The sequence below is a fragment of the Amycolatopsis sp. CA-211722 genome, assembly GCF_056828465.1.
The window spans coordinates 7209184-7235285 of record NZ_CP184752.1; the positions used below are offsets into that span (position 1 = coordinate 7209184).

A 26102-nucleotide genomic window follows, 5' to 3' on the forward strand; every position below is an offset into this window, starting at 1 on the left:
CCTACAGCTCGGGTTCGGCGATCTCGAAGTATTCCGGAAGCCGGGCGGTCCCGGCGAGCCCGAAGTACCGGACCTTCCGCCGGCGCCGCAGATGCAGGGTGTCCCGGACGGCGTCGTTGTGCACGCGCCGCGCGATGACGACACGGTGCTCCGCGTCGGTCAGCTCTTCGGCCAGCGGCGCCGGTAAAGCCGCGCGATCGACGCGCGCCAGCCTCAGCGTCAGTTCGCTTTCCTCGGCTTCGCGATCCGGCCGTTGTGCCCGCTCGGCACGCTCGGCCAGCGTGCGCAGCTCCTCGTCGCCCAGGATCGCTGCGGCCGCCCTGGCGACGACGGCGCGGCGCGCGAGGGCCGCGTCGAGCGCCGCCCAGCCCGCGTCCGTGCGGACGTGCAGCCTGTCCAGCCTGTTCGCCGTCGCGAGCAGGAAAAGCCCGCCCAGCACCACGATCGCGGCCACGAGACCGCCGATCCACACCCAGGTCGTCATCGGCTGAACTCGCGTTCACCCGCGCCGACGCGCCGGGGATCGGCGGCGATCGCCGTCTCGTACACGCGCAGCACCTGCGTGGTGACCACGGACCAGTCGAACATCGCGACCCGCTCCCCCGCGGCCGCCGCCAGCGACGCCCGCCGGGCAGGGTCTCCGAGCAGCTCGCGCAGGCCGTCGGCCAGCGCCGCCGCGTCGCCGGTCTCGGTCAGCATCCCGGCCTTGCCGTCGTCGAGGACCCGGCGGAACGAGTCCAACCCGCTCGCCAGCACCGGCGTGCCCGCCGCCATGGCCTCGGTGAGGATCATCCCGAAGCTCTCGCCGCCCGTGTTCGGCGCGCAGTAGACGTCGACACTGCGCAGCGCCCGCGCCTTCGTCTCGTCGTCGACCTGGCCGAGCAGGTCGATATGCGGCGCCAGCTCCGGCCCTGCCTCGCGGCGGAGCTGATCGGCGTCGCCACGGCCGACGACCAGCAGGCGCAGCTCCTCGAACTCCGGCAGCAGCGCCCGCAACGCCTCCAGCAGCACCCCCATCCCCTTGCGAGGCTCGGTGTACCGCCCGACGAACCCGACCGTGCCGCCCGCGCGCGGGTAGCCGTCCAACGGGAGCGCGCGGGAAAAGAAGTCGACGTCGACGCCGTTGGGCACCTCGACCGCGTCGCCGCCGGCGTGTTCGACCTGGACCCGGCGGGCCAGCGCCGAAACCGCGATCCGCGCGGTGATCTTCTCCAGCAGCGGGCGCAGCACCGGTTGGAACGCCGCCAGTGTGCGCGAACGCGTCGTCGCGGTGTGGAAGGTCGCCACGATGGGGCCGTCCGCGACCTTCAGCGCCAGCAACGAAAGACTCGGCGCGGCGGGCTCGTGCAGGTGCAGGACGTCGAAGTCGCCGTCGCGGATCCATCGCCGCACGCGGGCATAGGACACCGGGCCGAACTGCAGCCGCGCGACCGAGCCGTTGTACGGGATACCGAGCGCCTTCCCGGCGGGGACCACGAAATCCGGGACGTCGGAATCCTCGTCCGCGGGAGCGAGGACGGAGACCTGGTGCCCACGTGCCAGCAGCGCCTTCGCGAGATCGATGACGTGCCCCTGCACACCGCCCGGTACGTCGAACGAGTACGGGCAGACGATCCCGATCTTCATGACCCGCGCCTGAGCCATCGGCTCAGCTCGCTTCGCCGAGGGCGGCCTGTTCCCCGGCTTCGAAGTCGGAGAGCCAGAACTTCTGCATCATGTGCCAGTCGGCGGGATGCGCGGCGATGTCCCCGGCGAAGATGTCCGCCAGCGCCTGCGTGGCCGCCGGGACCTCGGACCGGTTCTTCACCCGGATCCGCGGGTGAAGCCTGATCTGCCAGCCGTCCTCGGTGAACCAGCAGCCGGCCGGGATCAGCGCGGCACCCGTGGTGGCGGCCAGCCGCGCGGGCCCGCCCGGCATCCGGGTCTGCTCGCCGAAGAACTTCACCGGCACGCCGGAATTCGTCAGGTCCCTGTCCCCCACCAGACAGATCGCCTTGTTCTCCCGCAGCCGCTTGAGCAGCACGCGCATCGCGGAGCTGTCTCCGGTCAGCGGGACGATCTCGAAACCGAGCGATTCCCGGTAGGACACGAACCGCTGGTACAGCGATTCGGGTTTCAGCCGCTCCGCGACCGTCGTGAAACCGCCGAGATAGTCCGCGAGCCAGACGCCGGCGGCGTCCCAGTTCCCGCTGTGCGGCAGCGCCATCACCGCGCCGTTGCCCTCGGCGAGGGCCGCGTCCAGGTTCTCCACGCCGGTGATCGACTGGGCGACCTTGCGGCTGACCTCCTTGTGGTCCATCGAGGGCAGCCGGAACATCTCGTGCCAGTAGCGGGCGTAGGACCGCATCGCGCGGCGGGTCAGCTCGTCGAGCTCGACGCCGTCGGCCTGCGGCACCACCCTGGCGAGATTGCGCCGCAGCTGGCGGACGCCGCCGCCGTCCCGCCGGACGGCCAGATCGGCGCCCAGGCCGAAGGTCACCGAGCCCGCCGACTCCGGCAGCCAGCGCGCGAGCCGCCAGCCCGCCGCGTAACCGAAGTCGCTGAGCCGCTGGGAGAACCCGCTCATGCCCCGCCCTCCGCGGCGGGTGGCCCGGCCGCCTTGGCGGCCCTCGCCGCCTTGGCCACCGCGGCCGTCCGCTGCAGCAGGGTGATCACCGAAAGCACCGCGAGCAGCCAGAGCGTGATGTCCACGGTGTACGGAACGCCCAGACCGTGCAGTCCGGTTCCCACGAGGGCGATGATCAGGCGTTCCGCGCGTTCGACGAGGCCGCCGTCCGCCTCCAGCCCGGAGGCCTCGGCGCGGGCCTTGACGTACGAGATGACCTGCGCGAGCACGAGGCAGATCAGCGCGGCGGCCGCGGCCGGGCGGTTGTCGTCGTGGACGAAGCACCACCACGCGATCGCGGCGAACAACGCGCCGTCGACCAGCCTGTCGCAGGTCGCGTCGAGGACGGCCCCGAAGGCCGTGCCGTACCCGCGGGCGCGGGCCATCGCGCCGTCGAGCAGGTCCAGCATCGCGAAGCCCCAGACGGTGAAGGTGCCCCACAGCAGCATGTCGTTGGGAAAGAACCCGAGCGCGCACAGCACCGCCCCGGCCGTGCCGATGACGGTCATCGCGTTGGGGGTCAGACCGGCACGCACGAGCACCTTCCCCATCGGGTCGGTGACGCGGGAAACGGAGGCGCGCGCGAAAATGTTGAGCATCGGTTCTTCAGGTGCACCTAAAGCAGCAGGGTCGGGTGGCCGCCCGAAGCCTATCCACCCGCACCGACACTCGTCGTCGCGCCCGCCCCCGGACCGGGTTCCGGTCAGTCCGCTTTGGCCAGTTCGGCCGAGTCCTCGAGGTCCACGAGGGTCTCTTCCCGCAGCGCCAGTTCCGCCTCGGCGGCGGCACATTTCGGCGACAGCCGCCCCAGGACGGCGGCGCTGATCTCGCCGAGCGCCTTCACCTGTTCGGGGGTCAGCGGGTCGAAAAGGCTCTCGCGGACCGCCTCGACGTGCCCGGGCGCGGCCTCCTCCAGCGCGGCGAACCCCTCGGGGGTGAGCACCGCCCAGGAACCACGTTTGTCGGTGGGACACGACTCACGTCGCACCCAGCCGTTCGCTTCGAGCCGCGCGACCGCGTGCGAAAGCCTGCTGCGCGACGCCTTGCGCGCGTCGGCCAGCTCGCTCATCCGCAGCCGCCGGCCCGGCGCCTCGGACAGGGCGACGAGCACTTCGTAGTAGGTATGGGGCATGCCCGCCTCGTGCTGAAGCTGGCCCTCCAGGTGCGCTTGCAGCATTCGCGTGGCCGCGGAGAAGTCGCGCCAGACTTTTTGCTCCTCGTCGGAGAGCCATCGGGGTTCGGACATGCCGCCCATTCTACCCCTGGTTGAGCGCTCAACCAAATTGCGCTACAGTCACGGTTGAGCGCTCAACCAGCTCAGGGTTCACCACAGACTTTGGAGATCGACTTCATGACCACCACCGAAATCCCGGGCTACGTCGCAGGCAAGTGGACGATCGACACCGCCCACTCCGACATCGCCTACACCGTGAAGCACCTCGGCCTCGCCAAGTCCCGGGGCAACTTCACCGCCTTCACCGGTGAGGTCGTCACCGCCGACAACATCCTCGACTCGTCGGTCACCGTCGAGATCGACGCCTCGTCGGTCGCCAGCGGCGTCGACGGGCGCGACACGCACCTCAAGTCCGAGGACTTCTTCCACGTCGACGAGCACCCGGTCATCACGTTCCGCTCCACCGGCATCCGCGAGGACGGCGGCGACTACGTCATCGACGGCGAGCTCACCTGGCGCGGCAAGACCGTCCCGGTCTCGCTCGAGGCGGAGTTCAACGGCATCGGCACCAACCCGGCCAACGACAACGCCACCACCCTCGGCGTCTCGGCCACCGCGACCGTGAACCGTCGCGACTTCGGCATCGGCCCGGAGGGCAACGCCTTCCTGTCCGAGAAGGTCAAGATCGACATCGAGCTGCAGGCCGCGCTCAACGCCTGAGGCCCCCGAGTGTCATGAAAGGGTCGTTCAGGACGTTTTTCGTCCTGAACGACCCTTTCATGACATCAGCCACCGGCCGCGCCCCGGCCCTGGGGTGACCACCGGCGCGCGCTAGGAACGGTCCTTTCCTTGCGAAATTCGCAAGGAACGGACCGTTCATTGCATTCCGGAGCGGAACCGAGGCGCGCGGGCCCGGACTTACCAGGCGCCCGCCAGCAGCTGCCGCGTCTCCCCCAGCAGCTGCGGCAGCACCTTCGTATGCCCGATCACCGGCATGAAGTTCGCGTCGCCGCCCCACCTCGGCACCACGTGCTGGTGCAGATGCGCGGCGATCCCCGCGCCGGCGATCACGCCCTGGTTCATCCCGATGTTGAATCCGTGCGCCGACGAAACCTCCCGGATCACCCGCATCGCGTGCTGGGTGAACTCCGCCACCTCGACGGTCTCCTCCGGAGTCAGATCCGTGTAGTCCGCGACATGGCGGTACGGCACGGCCATCAGGTGCCCGGGGTTGTACGGGTACAGGTTCAGCACCACGTACACGGTCTTCCCCCGCGCGATGATCAGCGCGTCCTCGTCGCTTTTCTCGGGGAGATGACAGAACGGGCAGCCCTCGTCGGGTTTCTTGGCACCCTGCACGTAGGCGAGCCGATGCGGGGTCCACAGGCGCTGCAACGCGTCCGGGACCCCCACACCGTCCTGTCCGACGACTTCAGGGCCGTCCAGGCCCGTCACCGGAGTACCGCCTCCAAGCCCGCCACGGTCGGCGAAGCGTTCTCACGGCGCTGGACCCAGCCGGCGATCGCCTCGACCGCGTCGTCCACCGAGACGCCGTTGATCTGGCCGCCGTCGCGGAACCGGAACGACACCGCCCCCGCCTCGACGTCCTTCGCGCCCGCCAGGAGCATGAAGGGCACCTTCTGCGTGGTGTGGGTGCGGATCTTCTTCTGCATCCGGTCGCCGCTCGCGTCGACGTCGACCCGGATCCCCTTGGCCCGCAGCGCCTTCTCGACCCCGCGCAGGTGCTCGACCTGGTCCTCGGTGATCGGGATGCCGACCACCTGGACCGGCGACAGCCACGCCGGGAACGCGCCCGCGTAGTGCTCGGTCAGCACGCCGAAGAACCGCTCGATCGAACCGAACAGCGCGCGGTGGATCATCACCGGGCGCTGACGGCTGCCATCACCCGCGGTGTATTCCAGCTCGAACTTCTCGGGCAGCATGAAGTCCAGCTGGATGGTCGACATCTGCCAGGTGCGGCCCAGCGCGTCCTTCGCCTGCACGGAGATCTTGGGCCCGTAGAACGCGGCGCCACCCGGATCCGGCACCAGCTCCAGCCCGGAGTCCACGGCGGCGGTGCGCAGCACCTCGGTCGCCTCGTCCCACACCTCGTCGGAACCGATGTACTTCTCGTCGTTCCGAGTGGACAGTTCGAGGTAGAAGTCGTCGAGACCGTAGTCGCGCAACAGGTTCAGCACGAAGTCCAAAAGGGACTTCAGCTCACCGGGGACCTGCTCCAGGGTGCAGAAGATGTGCGCGTCGTCCTGCGTCATGCCGCGCACCCGGGTCAGGCCGTGGATCACGCCGGACTTCTCGTAGCGGTACACCGAGCCGAACTCGAACATCCGGAGCGGCAGTTCGCGGTAGGAACGCCCGCGCGAACGGAAGATCAGGTCGTGGAACGGGCAGTTCATCGGCTTGAGGTAGTAGTCCTGGCCGGGTTTGCGGACCGAACCGTCCTCGTTGTGCTCGGCGTCGAGGTGCATCGCCGGGTACATGCCGTCGCGATACCAGTCGAGGTGACCGGAGGTCTCGAACAGCGCGCCCTTGGTGATGTGCGGCGAGTAGACGAAGTCGTACCCGGCCTCGACGTGCCGCTGGCGCGAGTAGTTCTCCATCTCCTGCCGGATGATCCCGCCCTTGGGGTGGAACACCGGCAGCCCCGAGCCGATCTCGTCGGGGAAGGAGAACAGGTCCAGCTCGACACCGAGCTTGCGGTGATCGCGCCGCTCGGCCTCGGCCAGGCGCTCCAGGTAGACGTCCTGCGCCTCGGCGGATTCCCACGCGGTGCCGTAGATCCGCTGCAGCTGCGGGTTCTTGTCGTCACCGCGCCAGTACGCGGCGGCGACCCTGGTGAGCTTGAACGCCGGGATGAACTTGGTGGTCGGCACGTGCGGGCCGCGGCAGAGGTCGCTCCACACGCGCTCCTTGGTGCGCGGGTCGAGGTTGTCGTAGATGGTCAGCTCGCCGCCGCCCACCTCCATCACCTCGGAGGTGTCCACTGTGGAGTCTTCGGACTTGATGTCCACGAGTTCCAGCTTGAACGGCTCGTCCGCCAGTTCCTTCTTGGCCTCGTCGACCGAGTCGAAGACGCGGCGGGAGAACTGCTGCGCGCCCTTCACGATCTGCTTCATGCGCTTTTCGAGCGCCTGCAGGTCTTCGGGGGTGAACGGGGTGTCGACGGCGAAGTCGTAATAGAACCCGTCCTTGACCGGCGGCCCGATGCCGAGCTTGGCCTGCGGGAACTGCTGCTGCACGGCCTGGGCGAGGACGTGGGCGGCCGAGTGGCGGATGACGCTGCGGCCGTCCTCGGTGTCGGCGGCGACCGCTTCGACCTCGACCTCGGACTCCGGGGCCCAGGAGAGATCGCGGAGGTTCCCCTCGCCGTCGCGCACGACGACGATCGTGTCCGGCCCCTTGGTCGGCAGCCCGGCTTCGCGGACCGCGGCGCCCGCCGTAGTGCCCGCCGGTACCACCACGCGCGGGGCGGTTGCGGCTGCTACTGACGACGGCTGGGACACGATGGACTCCTCGCGATGAAAGGCGGATGTTTCGTGTGATGTTAGTCGTCACCCACCGCGCGGCTCACGCGCATTACCCCAAGCACCACGAAGGCCTCCTTCCCATCGGAAGAAGGCCTTCGCGGATCGGGGAACGAGGTCAGACGGTCTCGACGACCTCGTCGAAGTCCAGCCGCGGCAGGCGGTCGAACCAGGGGTTCTCGCCCGGCTTGCCGACGTTGATCACGACGAGGGACTTCCACGGCTTGTCCGCGAAGAACTCCTTGTCGATGCCTTCGGCGTCGAAGCCGGTCATCGGGCCGGCGGCCAGCCCGGCGGCGCGGACACCGATGATGAAGTAGCCGACCTGCAACAGCGCGTTCAGCTTCGCGGTCTCGACGCGGCCCGCCTCGTCGGCGAACAGGTCCTTGGCCCCCGGGAAGTGCGGGAAGGTGCGCGGCAGGTTCTCGTGGAACTCGGTGTCGGCGGCCAGCACGACGGTCACCGGCGCGGCCTCGGTCTTGGCGCGGTTGCCCTCGGACATCAGCGGCGCGAGGCGCTTCTTGCCCTCTTCGGTGCGGATCACCAGCGCGCGCAGCGGCTGGTTGTTCATCGACGTCGGGGCCCATTTGACCAGCTCGTAGATCGCGCGGATCTGCTCGTCGGTCACCGGCTCGTCGCTGAAGTTGTTCGCGGTACGGGCCTCGCGGAACAACAGGTCCTGAACGTCCTGCGGGAGGTCCAAGGCTTCGGTCGGCTCAACGCTGGTGGTCATGGGTGGATCTTCCTTCCGTACGCGTCCTGTACCCGTCACAACCTAGTTGAGCGCTGAACTATTTCTCGCTCAACTACCTCTTCGTGTGGGTACGGTCACAGGAAGGCGTCAGTAGGCGCCTCGTCCCTGCACCACGGCACGGAAGGTCTTCCACAGGATCACCAGGTCGAGGGCGAGCGACCAGTCCTCGACGTAGCGCAGGTCGAGGCGGATGCTCTCGGCCCAGCTGAGGTCGCTGCGGCCGCTGACCTGCCACAGCCCGGTCAGCCCCGGCTTGACCAGGAGGCGGCGGCGCGCGTCCGGCGCGTACTTCGCGGTCTCCTCGGGCAGCGGCGGGCGAGGGCCGACGAGCGACATGCGCCCGCTCACGACGTTGAAGAGCTGCGGTAGTTCATCGAGGGAGTACCGCCGAAGCAGACCACCGACCCGGGTGACCCTCGGGTCCTTCCGCATCTTGAACAACGGGCCCGCGCCCTCGTTGTCCGCCTGGAGTTCCTGCTTCAGCTTGTCGGCGTTCGTGACCATCGTGCGGAACTTCAGCATCGTGAAGGCGTGGCCGTCGCGGCCGACGCGGCGCTGCCGGTAGATCACCGGACCGCGGTCGTCGAGCCTGATCGCGACCGCGATCGCCAGCAGCAGCGGGGAAACGAGGGTGAGGAGCAAGGCGGAACCGAAGCGGTCGAGCGCCTCCTTCACCAGGCGGCGGCCGCCGGTGAACATCGGCGCGGTGACCCGCAGCAGCGGCATGCCGAGCACGCCGGAGACGTTCAGCCGCGGGCCGGCGACCTCCATCAGCATCGGCGCGACCACCATCTCGGCCGAGGTCCCTTCGAGGTCCCAGGCCAGCCGCTGCAGACGTTTCGGGTTCCAGTGCTGATCGGCCGTCACGGCGACCACCCGGTATCCGCCGCGGCGGACGTGGCCCGCGAGGTCGTCGAGTTTCCCGACGATCGGGACACCCTCCACCTCGCCGCTCCCCCGTTCCGCGCCGGCGCCGGAATACGTGCAGACGGCTTCCACCCGCCAGCCGACATGAGGATCGGCCTTGGTGCGCGCGATGAGATCGGCGACCGTGTCGGGACTTCCCGCCGCGAGTACCGGCAGCAGGCATTCACCCAGCCGCCTGCGCCGGTGCAGCACCTGTCTCAGCGCGTATCGCTGCAGGAACATGAAGACGGAGATCATCGGGACGACGATGAAGACCCACGGCTGCACCGCGAGCGCGCCGAAGAGCAGGCCGCCCAACGCGACCAGAACGGCGGTGGTCACCAAGCCACGCCCGAGCGTCCGGTACTCCTCCGCGCCCTCGCCCAGCACACGCGGGCTCCAGGCGCGGCAGACCGACAAGCCGAACAGGAAGGCCGCGGCGGTACCGAGCGCGTGCATGTCGTGCGGATCGGATCGATCGATCAAGAAGGCGCTCATCACGATGAGCACGAAAGCGGTGAAAACGTCACTACCGATGACCCATGCGCGGTAGCGCGATTCCCAAGCCGCGTAAGGCGGCCGCGCCGACATCGTGTCGACCGCGGCGGCATTGCCCGTACCCCGTTGCGGGGGAAGCGGGATCGACTGAAGGTCGATGTGCTGCGGCGTCCCGTTGACGGTGGACGACGGCCGCACCGACTCTTCCATCAGACCTCCCGGAGTGGGGATTCCCGAACGCCGGATCAACACGCAGAGTAAATGAGAGTGATCTCGAAGAGTGATCGATTCTCAAGCTCTCTCCGCGGCCGATGGGGCGACACACGCCAAGGTATCGGCCACTCTCCGACCATCGTTACAAGGATTTCCAGCCACACCCTGGGCGGGCATCCGGCAAATGAATGCCGTGTTGATAACAACATGATGACGATGCGTAATAGACCGTATCCTGCGAACAACTACTCAAAGTAGTCACGAATTCCCCTGATTCCCGGCCACTTGGAGCACCGGCCCCCCGATCGGCCGAACAGCCCCGAAAACTCCACAGTGGACTGTTCTGGCGAGTCGATCTCCGGCCGGTCCACTGTGGATTTCACGACCCCGGCGGAGGGGCGGCCTCCCGACGCGCCCACCGCGAGCCGACCTACCTTGTCAATCGGTCACCGGAGTGGCGTTTCGTCACATCACGTCAGCATCACGGCGACTCCGCCGCCGCGACCGGACGGGTGAGCCGACCGGCCATGTCCCACATCACCTTTCTCGTGGTCTGGACCTTTCGGCTGACAGTTCGTGCCCAGGATCACAAAGATGTCTCAACGGCCGACTCATGCGACATTTTCACGACGTGACACGCGTTCCCCGACGAGTGTCCACACCGGCCGGAACGAGAGGCTTCGGAGATCTTCGAACCGCGGCCGCCGACCAGGCGACCGGATTCGGCCGCGCCGGTGGCGCCGCCCGGGACGGCAGAAGTACCGCCCCCACACAACCCGCGTCCGACCTGGGGATCGAATGCCGCCGGACGGCGCACCCCGAGAATGAATCAAGGCCCCGGACCAACGGTCCAGGGCCTTCATCCGGTGGGCGATACTGGGATCGAACCAGTGACCTCTTCGGTGTGAACGAAGCGCTCTCCCGCTGAGCTAATCGCCCGCTCGCGGTGTTCGGCAGACTTTACCCCACGACTTTAGGGGGCCTGCAAACGGGTGGTTCCATCCGACCACACTCCGCTCACCAGCAGATACGGAGCGAACAACCGCGAGCTAGCCGGGGCTGTCCTGGCCGGGGGCCGCCCGCGACGCGTTTCGACATTCGTGCGACGGTGCTATCGCGTGACGACTAAACCGCGCAGTATGTACATGTGGACTGCCTGCAGGGCGCATGGATGGCTGCGCGTCGCGCGGGTGATGATGGGGTGACGCGGGGTCCGATGACCCCGTCCGGGTGATCTGCGGCAAAACCGCGTTCCGATCAGCCGGCCGACACGTCACATCATCGCCACTCGGTTCGACCGGGCCGGGAAGGAGACGAAGGGTAGGACGATGCGCAACGATCACGTGACGCTCCGCTCGACGGCGGTGTTCGACCTCCTGGCGCCGCGGACCCCCGCGGTCCCGGTCAAGGTCGAACTGCGATACGACACCCGCGACCCGTACGCGGTCGTGGCCGCCTTCCGCACCGGCCGCGCCGGCTGGGTCGAGTGGGTCTACGCGCGCGACCTCCTCGCGGACGGCCTCCTGGCCGACGCGGGCGACGGCGACGTACGCATCCGCCCCTCCGTCGAAGACCCCGAGTCCGTCCTCATCGAACTGAACTCGCCGTCCGGGCACGCCATGTTCGAGGCGTCCGCCCAGGAGCTGGCCGACTTCCTCGACCGGACCTACGACGTCGTGCTCCCGGGCAACGAGCACCTCTGGGTCGACGTCGACGACGCCCTGACCCACCTGATCCCCAACGATCTGGCCTGATGACGGGCTTGCGAACAGCAAGTGGCACCCCGGTTGCAGGGCCGATTTCGGGGTCCGATAGTGTTCACACACACCACGGCGACGGGGTGAGGAACAGAACCGCGAGGTTCTGAGCTTCAGCCGGACCGAGGATGTGCGGATGTAGCGCAGCTGGTAGCGCATCACCTTGCCAAGGTGAGGGTCGCGGGTTCGAATCCCGTCATCCGCTCGGAAGGCCCTCTCGGGCCTGACACGGTGGAGTGGCCGAGAGGCGAGGCAACGGCCTGCAAAGCCGTGTACACGGGTTCGAATCCCGTCTCCACCTCGCGCGATTAGCTCAGCGGGAGAGCGCTTCCCTGACACGGAAGAGGTCACTGGTTCAATCCCAGTATCGCGCACCATCTGTTTTCGCAGGTCGGAAGCCCTGCTCCTCATAGGAGGGGCGGGGCTTCAGTCGTTCAATGGCGATGAAATGGCGATGGCCCTCGGGGCCGTCTCCAACTGCCCGTCACGGAACGTGGCGTGCAGGCGCGGGAACCACCCCCCAGCTTAGTCCGCTCACTCGGCGTGAGCGCGACCAACGAACCGATCCACCGGGTCTCGAGCGCCTGCAGAATCTGACGGCGCATCAGCGGAGTCACGTGGTCGTAGACCCTCGCGATGCCTTTCATCTTCTGCCCGAGCCGCGCTCGCCGGGCGACTTCGGGGATGCCGTCCTCGGCGAGCCAGGTGCTGTGGCTGTGCCTGCCCTCGTGGAAGGTGAAGGTCGGCAGGATCGGCTGCACCACTTCCGCCGACCGCGTGTGTTCAGCGTCACTGCCGTCCCACACCGGGCGCCAGTACCGGTTGCGGAAGTTCGACCGCCGCAACGGCGCACCCTCGGCACTGCAGAGGATGAACGGGAAGCTGTGGCTGTCGATCAGCTCTTCGTAGAAGACCGCGATGCTCGGCGGCAACTCCACGCTCCGCGTGCCCGCCGGAGTCTTGGTCCGGCCCGGTGAGTACTTCCCCTACGATTCCCGCGACGGGTCACTTTTCGTGTGCGCCCGATATCCGTTAGTACACGATTACTGCGTCCTCGGCCGCCGTACCGGCCGGGCGAGCCGTCGTAGTGAACGAAACGGATCCGGATGCCAGTCAAGGCCGCCCGCCCGCCGGGCGCACAAGGAACTGCCCGGGGCTCGGCACTTCTCGACGGCAAAGTGTCCGATAAGGACCCGTCCACGGCGCGGTTCGCGAGACCGGACTTGATCACCTGACCACGACGGCCGTCCACACCCGGTCACAGCCCCATCGACTTCCCATCCCTCCCCTGAGGAGAGAGGAGCCTCCCATGTCCGAAAAGGCCTCGACGTCGACCGCGAGTACGCCGGCGGACCCGCCTGACGGACCCGTGGTTCTCGCCCGCCTCGAACGGCTGCCGTTCACCCGTGTTCACCTCAGGGTCGCGTCGATCCTGGGTATCGGCACACTGATCGACTCCTTCGACGGTCTCGTCGTCGCGGTCGCCCTGACCTCGATTCTGACGACCTTCGGCGCCCCGCTTTCCGTCGCAGGCCCGCTCATCGCCGCCGGCTACCTCGGCCAGATCCTCGGCGCGGTCGGCTTCGGCGTCCTGTCGGAACGCTACGGTCGCAAGTGGGCGTACATCGCCTCTTCGGTGATCTTCGGTGGCCTATCGCTCATCGCGGCGTTTTCCTGGAGCGTCGACAGCCTGATGGTGATCCGGCTGGTACAGGGAATCGGGCTGGGCGCGGAGGTTCCGGTCGCCGCGGCGATGTTCAACGAATTCGTCCGGGCGAACGCCAGGGGACGGATAGTCACCCTTTACGAAAGCCTGTTCATCTGGGGCATCCTGCTCGCCTCGCTCCTCGGTGGCGTCTTCCTGGCGGTGTTCCCGCCGGAGACCGCCTGGCGCGGCCTGTTCCTGATCGGCGCGCTCCCACTGGTGACAGCGGTGTGGGCTTGGTTCCGGCTGCCCGAATCCCCCCGCTATCTCGTCGAGAAGGGGCGGGTCGGCGACGCCGATCGTGTGGTCGCCGAGATGGAGCGAGCGGTGCGGCGACCGGACGGCGCGAAGCCCGGCACCGAGCCGGTCCCTCCCGCCGCCACGGCGCCCCCGGGCGGGCGTACCCGGTTCGGTGAGCTGCTCGGCCGCGAATACCGCGGCCGGACCGTGCTGTTGTGGTCGACCTGGCTCACCACCTTCTTCGCCCTGTGGGGCTTCACCACGTTCATGCCCACCTTGCTGGTGAAGATCGGCGGACTCTCCCCGTCCGTCGCATCTCTGCTGACCGGCGCCATCACGCTCGGGGACCTCATCGTGCTGTACGTGGCGGCGTGGACCCTCGACCGCATCGGACGGCGATTCTGGTTCATCACCGGTTACTCGCTCGCGTTGTTCGGTGCCGTCCTCGGTGTGGTGTCGATCGGCTTGTTCGGGGTGAGCGGCTGGCAGATGCTGTTCGCGTCGGGTGCGATCGTGCTGATCGGGGTCAACATCAACGCCCCGCTCATCTACATGTACAGCGCGGAGCTTTATCCCACCCGGATGCGGGCTTGGGCCACCAACGTGGGCAGCTCCCTGCGCAGCCTGGCCGCGGTCGTTTCGCCGATCGTGCTCGGCCTGCTCCTGGAACGGCCCGGCGGCATCGTCATCGCGTTCGCCGTCTTCGGTGCCGCATTGGCGATCGGACTCGGCGTCTTCATCAAGCTCGGGATCGAGACGCGTCAGCGGTCACTCGAAGAACTCGCCCGTTAGAAAGGAATCTCTTGGAAGCAACGCTCATCAACGTATTCATCGTCCCGCCGGAGCGGGAGGAGGAGTTCCTGACGAACTGGGACCGGACGTCGGCGGTCTTCCGGAAGACAGGAGCGCTCCTGGAGGCGCACCTGCATCGCAACACCGACGTGGGTGACAGCACCTTCCGGTACATCAACATCGCCCGATGGACCAGCGCCGAGGCCTGGCGTAAGGCGCACGAGGAGTACCCGCCCACCGAGTACCAGGTGCCCGGGGTGAAGGGGCATCCGGCCATCTTCGAAGCGCGCCGCCACGTCTACACCGAAGACTCCCCTGTCCCGTTCGACACCGGGCATTGGATCGCGACCCCTGCCTGCGGCTGACCGTGCGAAGTCCGTGAAGGACTCCTTGAGGGACCACAAGTCCCTCAAGGAGTCCTTCACGGACTCAAAGCCCGGCCACCGCCCGCGGCAGGGCGGTGCCGCGTTTGATCAGCCCCAGGACCGGCAGGACGGCCGCGCCGGTGAGCGTCGCGTCGACCTCGACCCGTCCGAGCAGGACGGCGGCCGGGGAAAGCCCGTGCCGGGTCGCCGCGTCCCTGATCTCCGGCAGGAACCGGGAACCGAGCAACTGGCCCGCCCAACCGGAGATCACGAGTCGCGCCGGCGCGAACAACGAGATGAGATTCCCCACCGCGGCACCGATGTACCCGGCGGTCTCCCGTACAAGGGCGTGCGCGGCCGCGCAGTGCTCCGTCGCGCCGACAAGGGTGCGCAGCCGTTCGAAATCATTTCCTTCCAGACGTGCTTCCCGTCCGGGAAGTTCCAGATAGCGCTCGAGAATTCCACTCGCGCCGACGTACGCCTCCACACATCCTTGTGCTCCGCAATGGCAGCGGCGCCCTCCGTAATCGATGGTCGTATGTCCCCAATCGCGAATGCGTTTCGCGGTTCCGTCGGCCACGAGGGAAGCCTCGACTCCGAGACCTATCTGCACCACGACGGCCCGGCCGACACCGCGCGCGGCGCCGAGCCGGCTCTCGACCAGGGCCCGGATGTTGACCTCACGTTCGATGAACACGGGAATGCCGAGCCCCAGCAGGCTTTCGAGTTTTCGGGAGGTCCAGGGAATCGCCTGGTGCGGGCTTGCCGACGAGGGCAGCCCGATACCGATGCCGGTCAGGGCGGAGTCGTGAACGCCGCTCAGGGACAGCAGGTGGCGGATGCCGATGCCGAGTTCGCGGGCCACCTCGTCGATGTCCTGGACGCCGGCCGGGAGTGCGCGCTTCACCACCTGGATCCGGCGGCACGACAGATCGAACAGGCCGATCCGCAAGGCCCTGCCGGTGATCGCGACGCCCACCGTGTAGCCGAAGGTGGGGTTGATGTCGAGAAGGGTTCTCGGCCGCCCACCGTTGGAGTCGGCCTTCCCCGCCTCCCGTACCAGGCCGTTCTGGACGAGGCCGGTGATCGACTGGGAGACGGCGGACGGGCTGAGGCCGGTCGCCGCGCTCAGTTCCTTCCGGCTCAAGGGCCCGTCGAGGTACAAGGCACTCAGCACAAAAGATTCGTTCCCTCTCCGTACCACCCTCGTGCCTTCGCCACGCATGTACGGTGCTCCCCTCTGTCAAAGCACGCCGAATCCGCGAATACAGCGGACCACCGCATTCCCGTATCGGCAAGAGAATTGTCTTTTCGAGTCAGCGCGGGTGCACTTTCGAACCCTGGATTCCACCGTTCGTGAACACCTCGGGGCTTCCGGTGTGGTCTCAGGAGGAACCGTTTTTCTTCATCGGCGCGAACAGGCGTTCCAGTTCCTCCAGCTCAGGCTGAGGCGGGGGCGTGTCGTCGTCGTCGCTCAGTTCGGCCAGGCGTTGCTCGAATCGCGCCAAAGCGATTCCCCCGACATCGTCCACCGGCAGGTCCACGCTGACGAGGGAGCCGGTCCTGCCCGGCCCGGCCACGTGCTGGACGGTCCGCACCGCCAGCTCTCCCCACCCCACCGGCTCGAGACCGTAGAGAGTGTGGAGCCGATCGGTTTCGGCGAGGAACTCGCTCTCGGTCACCCGCACGGTTTCCGCGTTCAGGCTCCCCGCCGCCTGTTCATCCCGGCCGTGCCCTTCTATCCGGACCCGCACCGGTTCCGGGAGCGCCCCGCTCAGCGAGCGCCACACCGCCGCCCGGGCGAGCTTCACGCCCAGGGTCCTCACGTCGGTGAAACGATCGCCGTCGGACAGGTCGGGCACCCACGCGGGGTCGATCACGGTGGCCACCAGATCGGCGGCGGGCAGCGGTGGCAGATCCTCGCTGCCGAGCCGGACCAGATGTTTCCCGTTCATGACCGCGGGCACCAGATCGAAGACGCGGCCGACCGGCGCGGTCGGCGCGATCAACGCCATCGGTTTGTGCGTCCCGGGCACCCGCACGTCGTCGACGCGTTTCGCCGTGCTGTCGGCGTTCGGGGCGGGTTCGGCCACGTGACAGCCGAGCAGCAGTACCTCGGCGGGTTTCACGCTGTCGAAAGCCGTGTTGCCGTAGAGCACGGTGGCGATGGTGGCGGGATCGGACATCGCGACGACGTCTCCACGCCGGTGGGGGTGCCCGGTCTTCAACGCCACGACCAGATCACCGTCCGCCACCCCGTGCACGTCGGTGACCCAAGGCGCGTCGGACGAGGCCGGGGTCATGAACACCCGCCAGGCCGGGCTCCCGTCCGGACCGGCGACCTCGGAAGCGTAGAACCGGGTGCCCGCCGGACGCTCCTCGGCGGTCGACGAACGCCACTGGACGGCTTCGAAGTCACGTATCGGAAAGAACTGGCCGTGAACGCCCCGCGCGGAGGTGGACGGGTAGCTGAACACGTTGTCCCGGCCGGGCTTCACCGGCTTCCACGAGGTGAATCCGTCACCGCGCACCCCGAGGACGCCCCCGGGCAGCAAGGTCACCTGTCCTCGGGGTGCCCTCGTCCACCGCGAGTAGCCGCCTGCCGCCATGCCCTCGTGAAAGGTGCCGAGCTCGGTGAGCGGGTGGTCCAGGGACACCGGCATCAGCCATCGTTCCTTCGCGGGGTCCGCGAAACCGTGTCCCAGGGAACCGAGTAGCGCGCGCAGATCAGGGTCGTCCCGGAGCACCAGTGAGACGTCCGCGTAGGTCAGTGCCGCGGCCTCACCGGCCTCGTTGTCGCGGATCGCACCGACTTCGCCTGCCGAGCGCGCCCCCAGGAACAGCGGCACCGGACGGCCCGGCAGCTCCCATTGGCCGTCCTGGTCCTCGTAGAACCGGCTCGCGGCCGAATCGCCGCCCGCGACCCACTCGCGGACCTCCCGGAACCGCTCCGTGTCGCCCGGGTACCGCACGAACAACGCGGCCGGCCGTCCGGCCGCGTCCGCGAGCACCTCCGTCTTGACCTCTCCGGTCCGCCACTGTGAGACGCCGACGAGGTCCAGCCCCTGGCCCACGGCGGGTACCGGGCCGGTGTGGGCGTAGACGTCGTTGTGGAAGTTCTGGGCGAGCAAGGCGTCGACGAGGTCGAAACCCTTGCCTCCGTGGCCGTTCCGGTCGGCGCCCGCCTCGGAGAGCAACACGACCCGCCGCCCTTCGCCGAGCAGTTCCCGCAACCGCGGATTCTCCAGCAGCATCCGACCGGCCTCCGCGCCGGTCAGTTCGGCCTCCTGCGCGTGCTCCACCAGCCCGGCACGGAAGTGTGCCGGAGCCGCCCCGGACGCGAAAAGCACGATCGCCCCCGTCAGTTCCGGTGCTCGGGCGACGGCGAGCGCGGTTTCCGTCAGCGTGTCGTCGCCAGGAGTCCTGAGCCCGAACACCGTCTCGTTCTCGTACGGCTGGAGGTCTTCGAGCGAAAGACGGGTCTCCGAGGTGAACTCGGCCGGATCGGCGACGAGGACACCATGGGAGTCCAGAAGATCGACCTGGCCGGTGAAGTGATAGCCCTGCAGTGGACCGGTCAGCGCGGCCAGGATGCGCGTGAACCGCTCCGCGAAGGCGGGCGGCGCCGGGACGGACCCCGCCGTGGCCAGCACGACGAGACGCGGACGGACGGGTCCGGACATCAAGTCCTGGAACCGATCGTCGCCGGCGACGCGCCACGCCGCGTCCAATGGCGAGCCGATGGCGTCGACGACCAGGAAGCGGACGGGCGTGCTGCCGTCCGACAGGGTGTGGGCCCAGGGCGCGAGGACCTCGGCGTAATCCGCGTTTCCCTCCTCGTCGCGGACCGGCTTCGCGAGAATCCGCTGGTCGAAGTCGGAGGACCGGTCCCAGCGGGATTCCAGCATCCGGGAGACCTCCGGATCGGAACCGAGGTCGAGCAGGTTCCGCCGCCCCTGGGCGTCCGCCAACAACTTGCCTTCGAGGGCCACCCGCGGCGCGGCGGGGGCGTGTCCGGCCGGAGCATCCGGTGTCAACGCCGCGAACGCCCGCACGATCGCGTCCTCGCGGCCGCTTTCCAGTGCCGCGAGGCCGAAGTCGCCCTCCGGCAGACGGACTGTGATCTCGGCGCGGGAAAGCACGGCTCCGACCTCGGTGAATTCGGTTCGGATCGCCAAGCGCCCGGTCGCGTCCGGAAGCCCGAACTCCTTCGTCAGCCTTTCCGCTTCGCCGTCGAACGCGACCCGCGCGACGTCCCGGAGAGTGTCCGCCCATCCGGACCCGGGTTCCGCTCCGCGTATCCGGATTTCGAGCGTCGCGGGCTCCCCGCCGTTGGCCAGCCGCCACGCCGTGGGCCGCGCGGCGAACTCGGCCAGCAGCCGCAGATCGGGGAAGTCCTCCAGTCCTGGCCGGAGCCTGAAGGACACCGGGTCCGTCCGCTCGGCGGCCAGGTGCGCCAGCCGCACCGGCAACTGTCCAGGGCCGTCGACCCGGACGAGGTGACCGTTCTCGTGCACCTGGACGCCACGGCCGTTCCAGCCGATCTCGATGACGGCCGTGGGGGCGACGACCGTCCCCGTCCCCCACCGGTTCTTGATGTTTTCGACGAGTCGCCGAGCGACCGCGGTTCTGCAGGCCATCAGCCGATAAGGCTTCGCGGGGTCGGGCCGCGCCGCCTGGTGGACCGCCGAAGCGAACAGCGCGGCGCTCGCCTGATCGGATTCGAGGTGCACCTGGTCGCCCAGGCCGTGACGGCGCCCTGCCGACAGCGCCATTTTGACGCCGTCCTCGAACCCGTGCACCACCCCACGCCAGCCGGGTCCACCGGCGGGCGACAGATACCAATCACCGGACGTGCCACGCCCGGATTTCCGGGACAGATAGATGCGGCCCGTGATTGCCCCCGCGGTGGCGTCGAAGCGCCACAGGGTCGCCAGATCCCAGACATTGGCGGGAAAGAAGACGCCGTTGTTCCCCAGGTTCACGTTCCTCAACGGATAGCTGACCATCTGTCCGGGCTCCGGTTCGGCGGGGTCGACCCGGTCGAACGCGACGTCGGTGACCTCCAGCGCACCGTCCTCGCGGAACTTCGCCGGACCCCGCGACGTGAACACCGTCCGGGAGTAGCCGCCTGAGGCCAGCTCACGCGCGAATCCCCCGAGATCGGTCACCGCCCCGTCCACGGCGAGCACCAGCGGCGCGCGCTCGTCCCGAGGCTCCACGCTGCCGTCACCGAGGCGGCCCAGCGCGGCGCGGAGCACAGGACTGTCCCGCAGGGCCGGTCCCAGTTCCCCGGTCACGGGCCGATCGTCGGAGCGCAGCAAGTGGACTCCGCCGTCCGCGGCGGGTTTGACGACGATCGGTACCGCCTTGCCGCGCCATGGGGGTTCGAACCGGACGCCGTCCGGTCCGGTCACCCGGAAGACACCGTGGGCCCCCTCCTGCCGGGCCCAGGCCCGGACTTCCGCCAGTTTCGCCTCATCCCCCTCGTAGCGGACGAAGACGGCCGCCGGACGTCCCTCGGCGTCGGGAAGCAACTCCGTCTTGACGCGATCGGCGAAGAGCCCGGACACCTGGTGGAAGATCGGTTCCTCGCCCGGCAGCCGGGCGGTCGTGGCGTGCACGGGATTGAACAACCCCTCGCGTGCGAGTGCCGCGCTCACCTCGAAGGGAACCGTCCCCGGACGAGCTCCGCCGGCGGTGAAGGCACCGACGACCACGACCGGACGGGCCGGATCACTCGCCAGTGCCCCCCGTGCCCCTGACTGTTCCAAATACAGCCGAGCCGCCTCGCCGCCTCCCGTACGGAGCTTCATATCGCCGTTCGCCCAGCCGACGACGGCCGTGAAGTCGTCGCCGGGCATGGACAGCACCGACGCCGTCCGGCCATCCGGCGACGAGCGAGCCCACCCCGCTGCCACCGCGGCAGCCGTCACCAGGGCGTCGGCGGCTTCTCGCGGATCACCGGAGTCCAGGAAGGCGAACATGTCTCCGTCCGACACGTGCCGCACGTCTTCGAGCGTCGCACCGAGGCTCTCCTCGAAAACCGCTTCATGCGGGACTTCGAGCAACCCCGTCGACCGGATCGCGAACGGCCCCTGGTAGGCGAACGCGTGCACCGGCCCGATCTCTTCGCGGAGCGCACCGAGGAAATCCGTCGCGAGCCCGGGCCGCGCTTCACCCTTGTCCCGCACCAGGACAGCCAGCGCACCACGCACCGGCTCCTGCCGGAACCCGCGGAACGTCTCGTTGTCCAGGAACGCGCGCACGGCGTCGGCGACGGTCACCTCGCGGCCGTCCACTTGGAACCCTCCGCCCACCGCGTCCAGGGTCAAGAAAAGCGGCCCGGGGACTTCGTCGGCGAACGTGTCGGCCCACGGTGCCAGCTCGGTCTCGGTCTCCCCCGCCCTGCCGGTCGTCCGCGAAACGACCACCCCGGACTGGCCACCGGAAAACGCCCAGTTCGCCCGGGTCGAGACACCGGTCTCGGGCTCAGGGAGGAGGGAGATCAAGGTCTGTTCCCCGTACAGGTTCGCCATCGCCGCGACCGAGCCGGGTGACACCACGGGCTCGAAGGGGAGCTCTGGCAGAGATTCGAAAGGCTTTCGTGAAGCCGGATCCAACGCCGAGAAGGCTTCCTTGATCGTGTCGAGCCCGCCGGTCTTCAGCGCCTCGGCACCGAAAGATCCCCGCGCCAGGTGGAATTCGACCTCTGCCACCGGGGGATGCTGCCCCGTATCCTCGACGTTGACGAGGATCTCCAGGGAACGTGCCTGCGGCAGTTCGTATCGAGTGGCCAGCCGCATCGCCTCGGCTTCCGCGGTGCCCCGGATTTCCGTCGCGAGCTCGTTCCCCCACGTGGTCGCCTCGGCTTCGTCCGAGCCGTGCACGAGGACCTGGATCTTCGCGCCCTCCCCGCCGTTGGCCAGGCGCCACGCCGAGGCTTGTACCGCGCGACGGACCAGCTCGTGTACTTCCTTCGGCAGGCTCTCGGCGCCGTGGGTGATCAGCTTCGACGGGATGTTCTCGGCCGCCAGGTCGGCCAACCGGACCGGCTGCGCCTGGGGCTCGTCTGCCCGGACGAGGTGCCCGTCGTCCGCCACATGGATACCGATTCCGTGCCAGCCGTAATACGTCTTCGCGGTCGAGGCGATGATCGGCCCTTTCCCCCATCGGGACTCGATCGCCCGGAGCGTTTCCGGCGCACCGGCCCCGTTGCACGCGAGGAGCACATGAGGACGGTCCGCGTCGGGCATTGCCGCCAGGTACACCGACGAACCGAACAACGCCGCACCCGCGGCGTCGCCCTGGATGAGGACCTGGTCGCCCAGTTCATAAGGGCGGGCGGTGGGCAGCGCGACGCCGATCCCGGACTCGTTGCCGTGCACGACGCTGCGCCAACCGGGCTCGCCCCCGGGCACGAGATACGCCTCGCCGCCGAGATCCGCGGTACCCGGCCTCTTCGAGAAGTAGATCCGGCTCGACACGGGATCGGCGTGTGTCTCGACCCGCCACTGGTTGACGATGTCGACCGGATCGCGGGGGAAGAACGCACCATGGATTCCCGACTTGGCGTCGACCAAGGCGTAGCTCGCCACGTCCGAAGGGCCGGGTACGACCGCGTCGACTCGGTCGAGGCCGGGCTCCATGAGAGCCATTTGACCGCCGGCGAGAAACACCGGACCGCGAGCCGCGAAGACGTCCCGCGCGTAGCCGCCCGCGGCGAGGTCCGCCGCGAGCTTTTCGAGTCCGGTGAGGGTTCCTTCCAAGGGAATCAGCAGCGGAGTCCGAGGGCGTCCTGCCTCGTTCCGCCCGAGAGCCTCGCGTAGCTGACGGCTGTCGCGCAGGGCCTGCCCGGGTTCCCCGGTGGCGGGGCGGCCGTCGGAGCGCGTCAAATGGACCTGGCCGCCCGCGGCCGGTTTGAGGAAGATCGGCACAGCGACCTGCCAAGGAACCTTCATCCGTCTGCCGTCGGTTCCCCTGAGTGTCCGAACCCCGGCCGCACCCGCTCTGGTGGCCCAGGCGCGCACTCGGGCCAGTTCCCTTTCGTCTCCTTGGTGCCGGACGAACAGCGCGACCGGATCACCTGCCGGGCCGGAGATCAGTTCGGTCTTGGTCCGGTCCGCGAACAGACCCGATACCAGGACGGCGTCGCGGGGCGCGTCCCTGTTCGCGGCGTACACCGGGTTGAACAGGCCTTCTCGCGCCAAGGCCGCTCCGACATCGAACCGGACACCGCCGGGCCGGGCCTCACCGTTCCCGAAATCCCCGACCAGCACCACCGGCCTGTCCGGATCTGACACCAGGCCCGCCTTCAGTCCCGGCTCGGCGAGGAACAGCCGCACGACTTCTTCTCCGCCCAGCGGGTATCGGACGTCGGCCGTGTTCGCGCGGGCGCGCACGACCTGGTCATCACCGGGTAGCACCATCACCGACGCACCAGGTCGTTCCGCCTTGACCACCGCGGCGGTGGCCAGCGCCGCGTCCGCCGCGAACGGGCCCGCGGTGTCCAGCAACGCGAACGTCCCGTTGTCGGTCACGTGCCGGAGGTCCTCCGGCCGCATCCCGAAGGTTTCCTGGAACACCGCGTTCGGCGGGAAGACGAGTGCGCCGTATTCCCAGAACTGAAAGGTACCTTGATAGCCGAAAGCCTGAATCGGGCCGATTCGGGCTCCGAGCGCGGTGCCGAATTCCGCGACCAGATCCTTCGCATCCTTGTTTTCCGTCCAGCCGAGCATTAGGAGCGGCCGCCGCACCGGTTCGGCCAGGAACCGCTGAAACGCGTCGGTCGTCCAGAGCCGATCCACGGTGGTGACCGGGTCGAGAACTTCCTTTCCGACACGGAATCCGTCGTCATGCGGCCAAAGCACCACCACTTGCGGGAGTGGACGCTGATCGGCGACCAGCCGCGCCCACGGAGCGGGCTCGAGCAGGCCGCCAGGATCGGTTTCGTCCGCCCGGAGGGTGAATCGCATCGTATGCACGCTGGAATTGCGCCACATGTCCACGCCCTCGCGGCTCACCTCGTCCGGTAACAAGGCGACCAGGTTCTCCTCGCCGTAGGCGTTCGCGACGATGACCGGTTTCGACGCCTCACCCTCCGGCCGTGCCCCTCCCTGCTCCGCGGGGAACAGCGCCTCCGACTCCTCGAAATCCCGGCCCGCCAACCATTCGCCGAACTGCGAGAGGCTCATTTCGGTGGGCCCTGACATGGGGTCGGCCGTCAAGGACGACAGCTGATCCACGAGGACCACCCGGTTCCCATCCGAGAGACCGGCCCGGACGAAGGCCGACTCGTCGGCGTTGGACAGCATCTGCCCGCCGTCGTCCGACAGCCGTTCCCAGAACGCTCGTAGCGCCGCGTCCTCCGGCGGCCGTGCTCCCGGTACCGCCGATGGGCCGGCTCCGGCCGGTGACCGGACGTCGCCCTCTTGTGGCGCGCCACCCAGGATCCGCCCCTCCCTGGGCCAGCCCACGGCATCGACGAGACTCCGGGCGCGAGCTTCGGCGGCCACCACGCCCTCGCCGGTGTGGAGACGGCCAGGCCGGATCAACTCGGCCGCCACCAGGTCGGTCGCGGCCTGATGGCGTTCTCGATGAGCCTCGTGCGCCCGAGGCGGCTTCTCCTCGATGAACAGCCGCGGCGGCTGGTGATGACCGCTCATGATCTCTCGCGCGACGGAGAACACCGCGTCGTCCGATTCCAGCTCGGACAGGGCGGCCCGCGCCTCCTCGATCTCCCGCCGGTAGGCCGGTAACGGATCTCCCGGCTCCGAGTAGACGCCCGGCCCGTAGAGACCTGCCGGGGGGCGTTGCCCGTCCACCCGGACCTGCGCCAGGCCGAGCTGCTCATCCCCAGGGGGACGTACGAGCGGCGAGATGGAGACCTGCGCCAGAACCTGGTCTGGCGTCACGGTCACGGCACCCGCCGGGAACTCGTCCAGCCGCGACCTGACTCGCGACTCGACGAACGCGGTCAGCTCGGTCGTGCCGGTCGAGGTCCCCGGGGCGACGAAGACCGCGCCCCGCAAGTGAGGCTGCGCGCCAGTGCGCGCCTGCACGGCGGCATCGACGAAACCGTCGACCATCAGCCCGAGGGAAACCGCCGCGTTTCGTGGGAGGCGACCTTCGTCGGTCAGCCGGGCTTCGAGGGTCACTCGCGCGCGTCCCTCGTCGCGCGCGCTCTCGTGCGGTTGTCGCGGCAGTGTTTCCGGTGAAGCCGCGTGGACCGCGGTCTGGGCGGGCTCGGAAGCGATCGCGTCCACAGAGGACGGTGGAGCCTTGGGCAAGAGCCGTTCCCCGGTGGTGATCCCGCCCTCGGTCTTGATGTCACCTGCCGGGATCGTCAGCTGAGGCACGCTCGGCAAATGATCCACCGCGTCCAGCGACCCCGCACCACTGCCCGACGAACCACGACGGCCACCGCCGAACCCGGACAACGCCCCCAGCATCCCCAGCCACGGACTCGCGTGCGGTGACCCCGTGGCGGCGTTGATCACCGGAGCGGTGATGAACACCACCCCCACCTGACCAAACCCGTACGACAGATGGCCCAACGCCTCCACGGACCCCGGAACCACCCGCTTCGGCGCCTCGACCGCCTTTCCCGCATCCGTCCTGGCCTCCGGCGCCTTCTCACCCCCCGCTTTCCCCGTCACCCCACCCGGGACCGCGCCATCCACAGCATCAGCAGCCTCCTTCGCCGCTACGTTCGCCGCCACCGCGTCTGCGGCCTCTTTCGCCGCTACCTTCGCCGCCGCCTCCCCCGTGCCCGCCAGGGCCGCGCCCCGCACCCACACCGCACCCGCGTGGAAGATCCCCGCGAACGCACCCCCCAGCGCACCACCCACGAACGACCCCAGCAGCGACTTTCCGTCGAACCCGTCACGCTTCCCCGCCGCGACCTGACCCGCCTGGATCGACAAATCCAAACCACCCATGATCCCCGCGCCCGCGGCCCCGAACTTCCCCGCCTGCCACGCCGCGGCACCCAACCCCGCCAGCGCCTTGCCACCCAGCTGCTTCGCCGACATCGCCGCCAACGCCTGCATCTTCGCCACCAGCGCACGCCACACCGCCATCAACGCCGCCCGCGCCGTCAAAATCGCCGCACCAGCCATGAACGCGAAAATCAACGTCGCCAGCAAATGCACGATCGTCGCCAACGCCATCGCCGCCATCGCGACCATCATGACCTTGGCCTTCACCACATCGGCCGCGGCCGTCTTCGTCATCGACGCCAGACTGCCCGACGCCTCCCCCAACGCCTCCACACCCGACACCATGTCCCGCCCCAGAAACGACGAAAAGAACTGCCCTGTGTCCCCCTCCAGCGCCGCGTCCACACCGGCACCACTCGCCCGCAACGCGTCCTGATACTCCCGCGCCGCCACCTCGAACCCACGCCACGCCCGCTCCAACCCCGACAACGCCACATCATCGCCCTCAGGCCACGACATCCCCAACGTCACCAAAAAGAACTTCTGCAACTCCGGAGGCAACCTCACCGAACCACCCGACACATCTCTTCACCTCCTCCCGCCAGGCTTGA

At 68.7% G+C, this 26102-nt stretch carries 16 protein-coding genes and 4 tRNA genes; 7 read left to right on the forward strand and 13 right to left on the reverse strand.

Annotated elements, in window-relative coordinates:
• Nucleotide 1: 1 nt before the first annotated feature.
• From ACOCEP_RS33870 to ACOCEP_RS33890, 5 genes are all read right to left on the reverse strand, one after another.
• Entirely contained in the window at nt 2-484 is a 483-nt protein-coding gene (locus ACOCEP_RS33870; RefSeq protein ID WP_482333401.1) for an NUDIX hydrolase, read from the reverse strand.
• Entirely contained in the window at nt 481-1626 is a 1146-nt protein-coding gene (locus tag ACOCEP_RS33875; protein ID WP_482333402.1) for a glycosyltransferase family 4 protein, read from the reverse strand. The genes ACOCEP_RS33870 and ACOCEP_RS33875 overlap by 4 nt, the downstream gene beginning before the upstream one ends.
• Nucleotides 1627-1648: 22 nt before the next feature.
• Nucleotides 1649-2566: a phosphatidylinositol mannoside acyltransferase gene (locus ACOCEP_RS33880; protein WP_482333403.1), complete on the reverse strand. Its 918-nt coding sequence runs from the start codon at nt 2564-2566 to the stop codon at nt 1649-1651.
• Entirely contained in the window at nt 2563-3204 is a 642-nt protein-coding gene (gene pgsA / locus ACOCEP_RS33885; RefSeq protein ID WP_016334780.1) for a phosphatidylinositol phosphate synthase, read from the reverse strand. The genes ACOCEP_RS33880 and pgsA overlap by 4 nt, the downstream gene beginning before the upstream one ends.
• A 104-nt stretch (nt 3205-3308) precedes the next feature.
• A complete protein-coding gene (locus ACOCEP_RS33890; protein WP_482333404.1) occupies nt 3309-3851 on the reverse strand; it encodes a MarR family winged helix-turn-helix transcriptional regulator in 543 nt (180 codons plus the stop codon).
• Nucleotides 3852-3956: 105 nt separating this feature from the next.
• On the opposite strand from ACOCEP_RS33890, the gene ACOCEP_RS33895 reads away from it, so the two are divergent.
• Nucleotides 3957-4499: a YceI family protein gene (locus tag ACOCEP_RS33895; protein ID WP_034307837.1), complete on the forward strand. Its 543-nt coding sequence runs from the start codon at nt 3957-3959 to the stop codon at nt 4497-4499.
• Between the two features lie 198 nt (nt 4500-4697).
• On the opposite strand, the gene ACOCEP_RS33900 is transcribed toward ACOCEP_RS33895, so the two are convergent.
• The 5 genes from ACOCEP_RS33900 to ACOCEP_RS33920 form a co-directional block, all read right to left on the reverse strand.
• Nucleotides 4698-5234, reverse strand: a complete 537-nt coding sequence (locus ACOCEP_RS33900; protein ID WP_482333406.1) for an HIT family protein — start codon at nt 5232-5234, stop codon at nt 4698-4700.
• Entirely contained in the window at nt 5231-7258 is a 2028-nt protein-coding gene (gene thrS, locus ACOCEP_RS33905) for a threonine--tRNA ligase (RefSeq protein ID WP_482333408.1), read from the reverse strand. The genes ACOCEP_RS33900 and thrS overlap by 4 nt, the downstream gene beginning before the upstream one ends.
• Nucleotides 7259-7439: 181 nt before the next feature.
• Nucleotides 7440-8054, reverse strand: coding sequence for a malonic semialdehyde reductase (locus ACOCEP_RS33910; protein ID WP_482333410.1), 615 nt, complete (start codon nt 8052-8054; stop codon nt 7440-7442).
• 108 nt (nt 8055-8162) lie between these two features.
• A complete protein-coding gene (locus ACOCEP_RS33915) occupies nt 8163-9689 on the reverse strand; it encodes a sugar transferase (RefSeq protein WP_482333412.1) in 1527 nt (508 codons plus the stop codon).
• An 870-nt stretch (nt 9690-10559) separates the two neighbouring features.
• A tRNA-Val gene (locus tag ACOCEP_RS33920) sits at nt 10560-10631 on the reverse strand.
• 389 nt (nt 10632-11020) lie between these two features.
• On the opposite strand from ACOCEP_RS33920, the gene ACOCEP_RS33925 reads away from it, so the two are divergent.
• The 4 genes from ACOCEP_RS33925 to ACOCEP_RS33940 all read left to right on the forward strand — a co-directional run bounded on the left by ACOCEP_RS33925 (nt 11021) and on the right by ACOCEP_RS33940 (nt 11826).
• Nucleotides 11021-11446: an SsgA family sporulation/cell division regulator gene (locus ACOCEP_RS33925; RefSeq protein WP_005159130.1), complete on the forward strand. Its 426-nt coding sequence runs from the start codon at nt 11021-11023 to the stop codon at nt 11444-11446.
• A 135-nt stretch (nt 11447-11581) separates the two neighbouring features.
• Nucleotides 11582-11654 (forward strand) — tRNA-Gly (locus tag ACOCEP_RS33930).
• A gap of 25 nt (nt 11655-11679) precedes the next feature.
• Nucleotides 11680-11750 (forward strand) — tRNA-Cys (locus ACOCEP_RS33935).
• Nucleotide 11751: 1 nt separating this feature from the next.
• Nucleotides 11752-11826, forward strand: a tRNA-Val gene (locus ACOCEP_RS33940).
• A 57-nt stretch (nt 11827-11883) separates the two neighbouring features.
• Here ACOCEP_RS33940 and ACOCEP_RS33945 read toward each other — a convergent pair.
• A complete protein-coding gene (locus ACOCEP_RS33945) occupies nt 11884-12381 on the reverse strand; it encodes a hypothetical protein (RefSeq protein ID WP_482333415.1) in 498 nt (165 codons plus the stop codon).
• A gap of 377 nt (nt 12382-12758) precedes the next feature.
• Here ACOCEP_RS33945 and ACOCEP_RS33950 point away from each other — a divergent pair, with 377 nt between their 5' ends.
• Both ACOCEP_RS33950 and ACOCEP_RS33955 read left to right on the forward strand, forming a co-directional pair.
• Nucleotides 12759-14186 carry an MFS transporter gene (locus ACOCEP_RS33950; protein ID WP_482333417.1) on the forward strand — a complete coding sequence of 476 codons (1428 nt, stop codon included), beginning with the start codon at nt 12759-12761 and terminating at the stop codon, nt 14184-14186.
• 11 nt (nt 14187-14197) lie between these two features.
• A complete protein-coding gene (locus tag ACOCEP_RS33955) occupies nt 14198-14551 on the forward strand; it encodes an antibiotic biosynthesis monooxygenase family protein (protein ID WP_482333419.1) in 354 nt (117 codons plus the stop codon).
• A 64-nt stretch (nt 14552-14615) separates the two neighbouring features.
• On the opposite strand, the gene ACOCEP_RS33960 is transcribed toward ACOCEP_RS33955, so the two are convergent.
• Entirely contained in the window at nt 14616-15728 is a 1113-nt protein-coding gene (locus tag ACOCEP_RS33960; protein WP_482333421.1) for an ROK family protein, read from the reverse strand.
• Between the two features lie 208 nt (nt 15729-15936).
• Nucleotides 15937-26058 (reverse strand): WXG100-like domain-containing protein, encoded by a 10122-nt coding sequence (locus ACOCEP_RS33965; RefSeq protein ID WP_482333422.1) that lies wholly within the window; start codon nt 26056-26058, stop codon nt 15937-15939.
• Nucleotides 26059-26102: the final 44 nt, after the last annotated feature.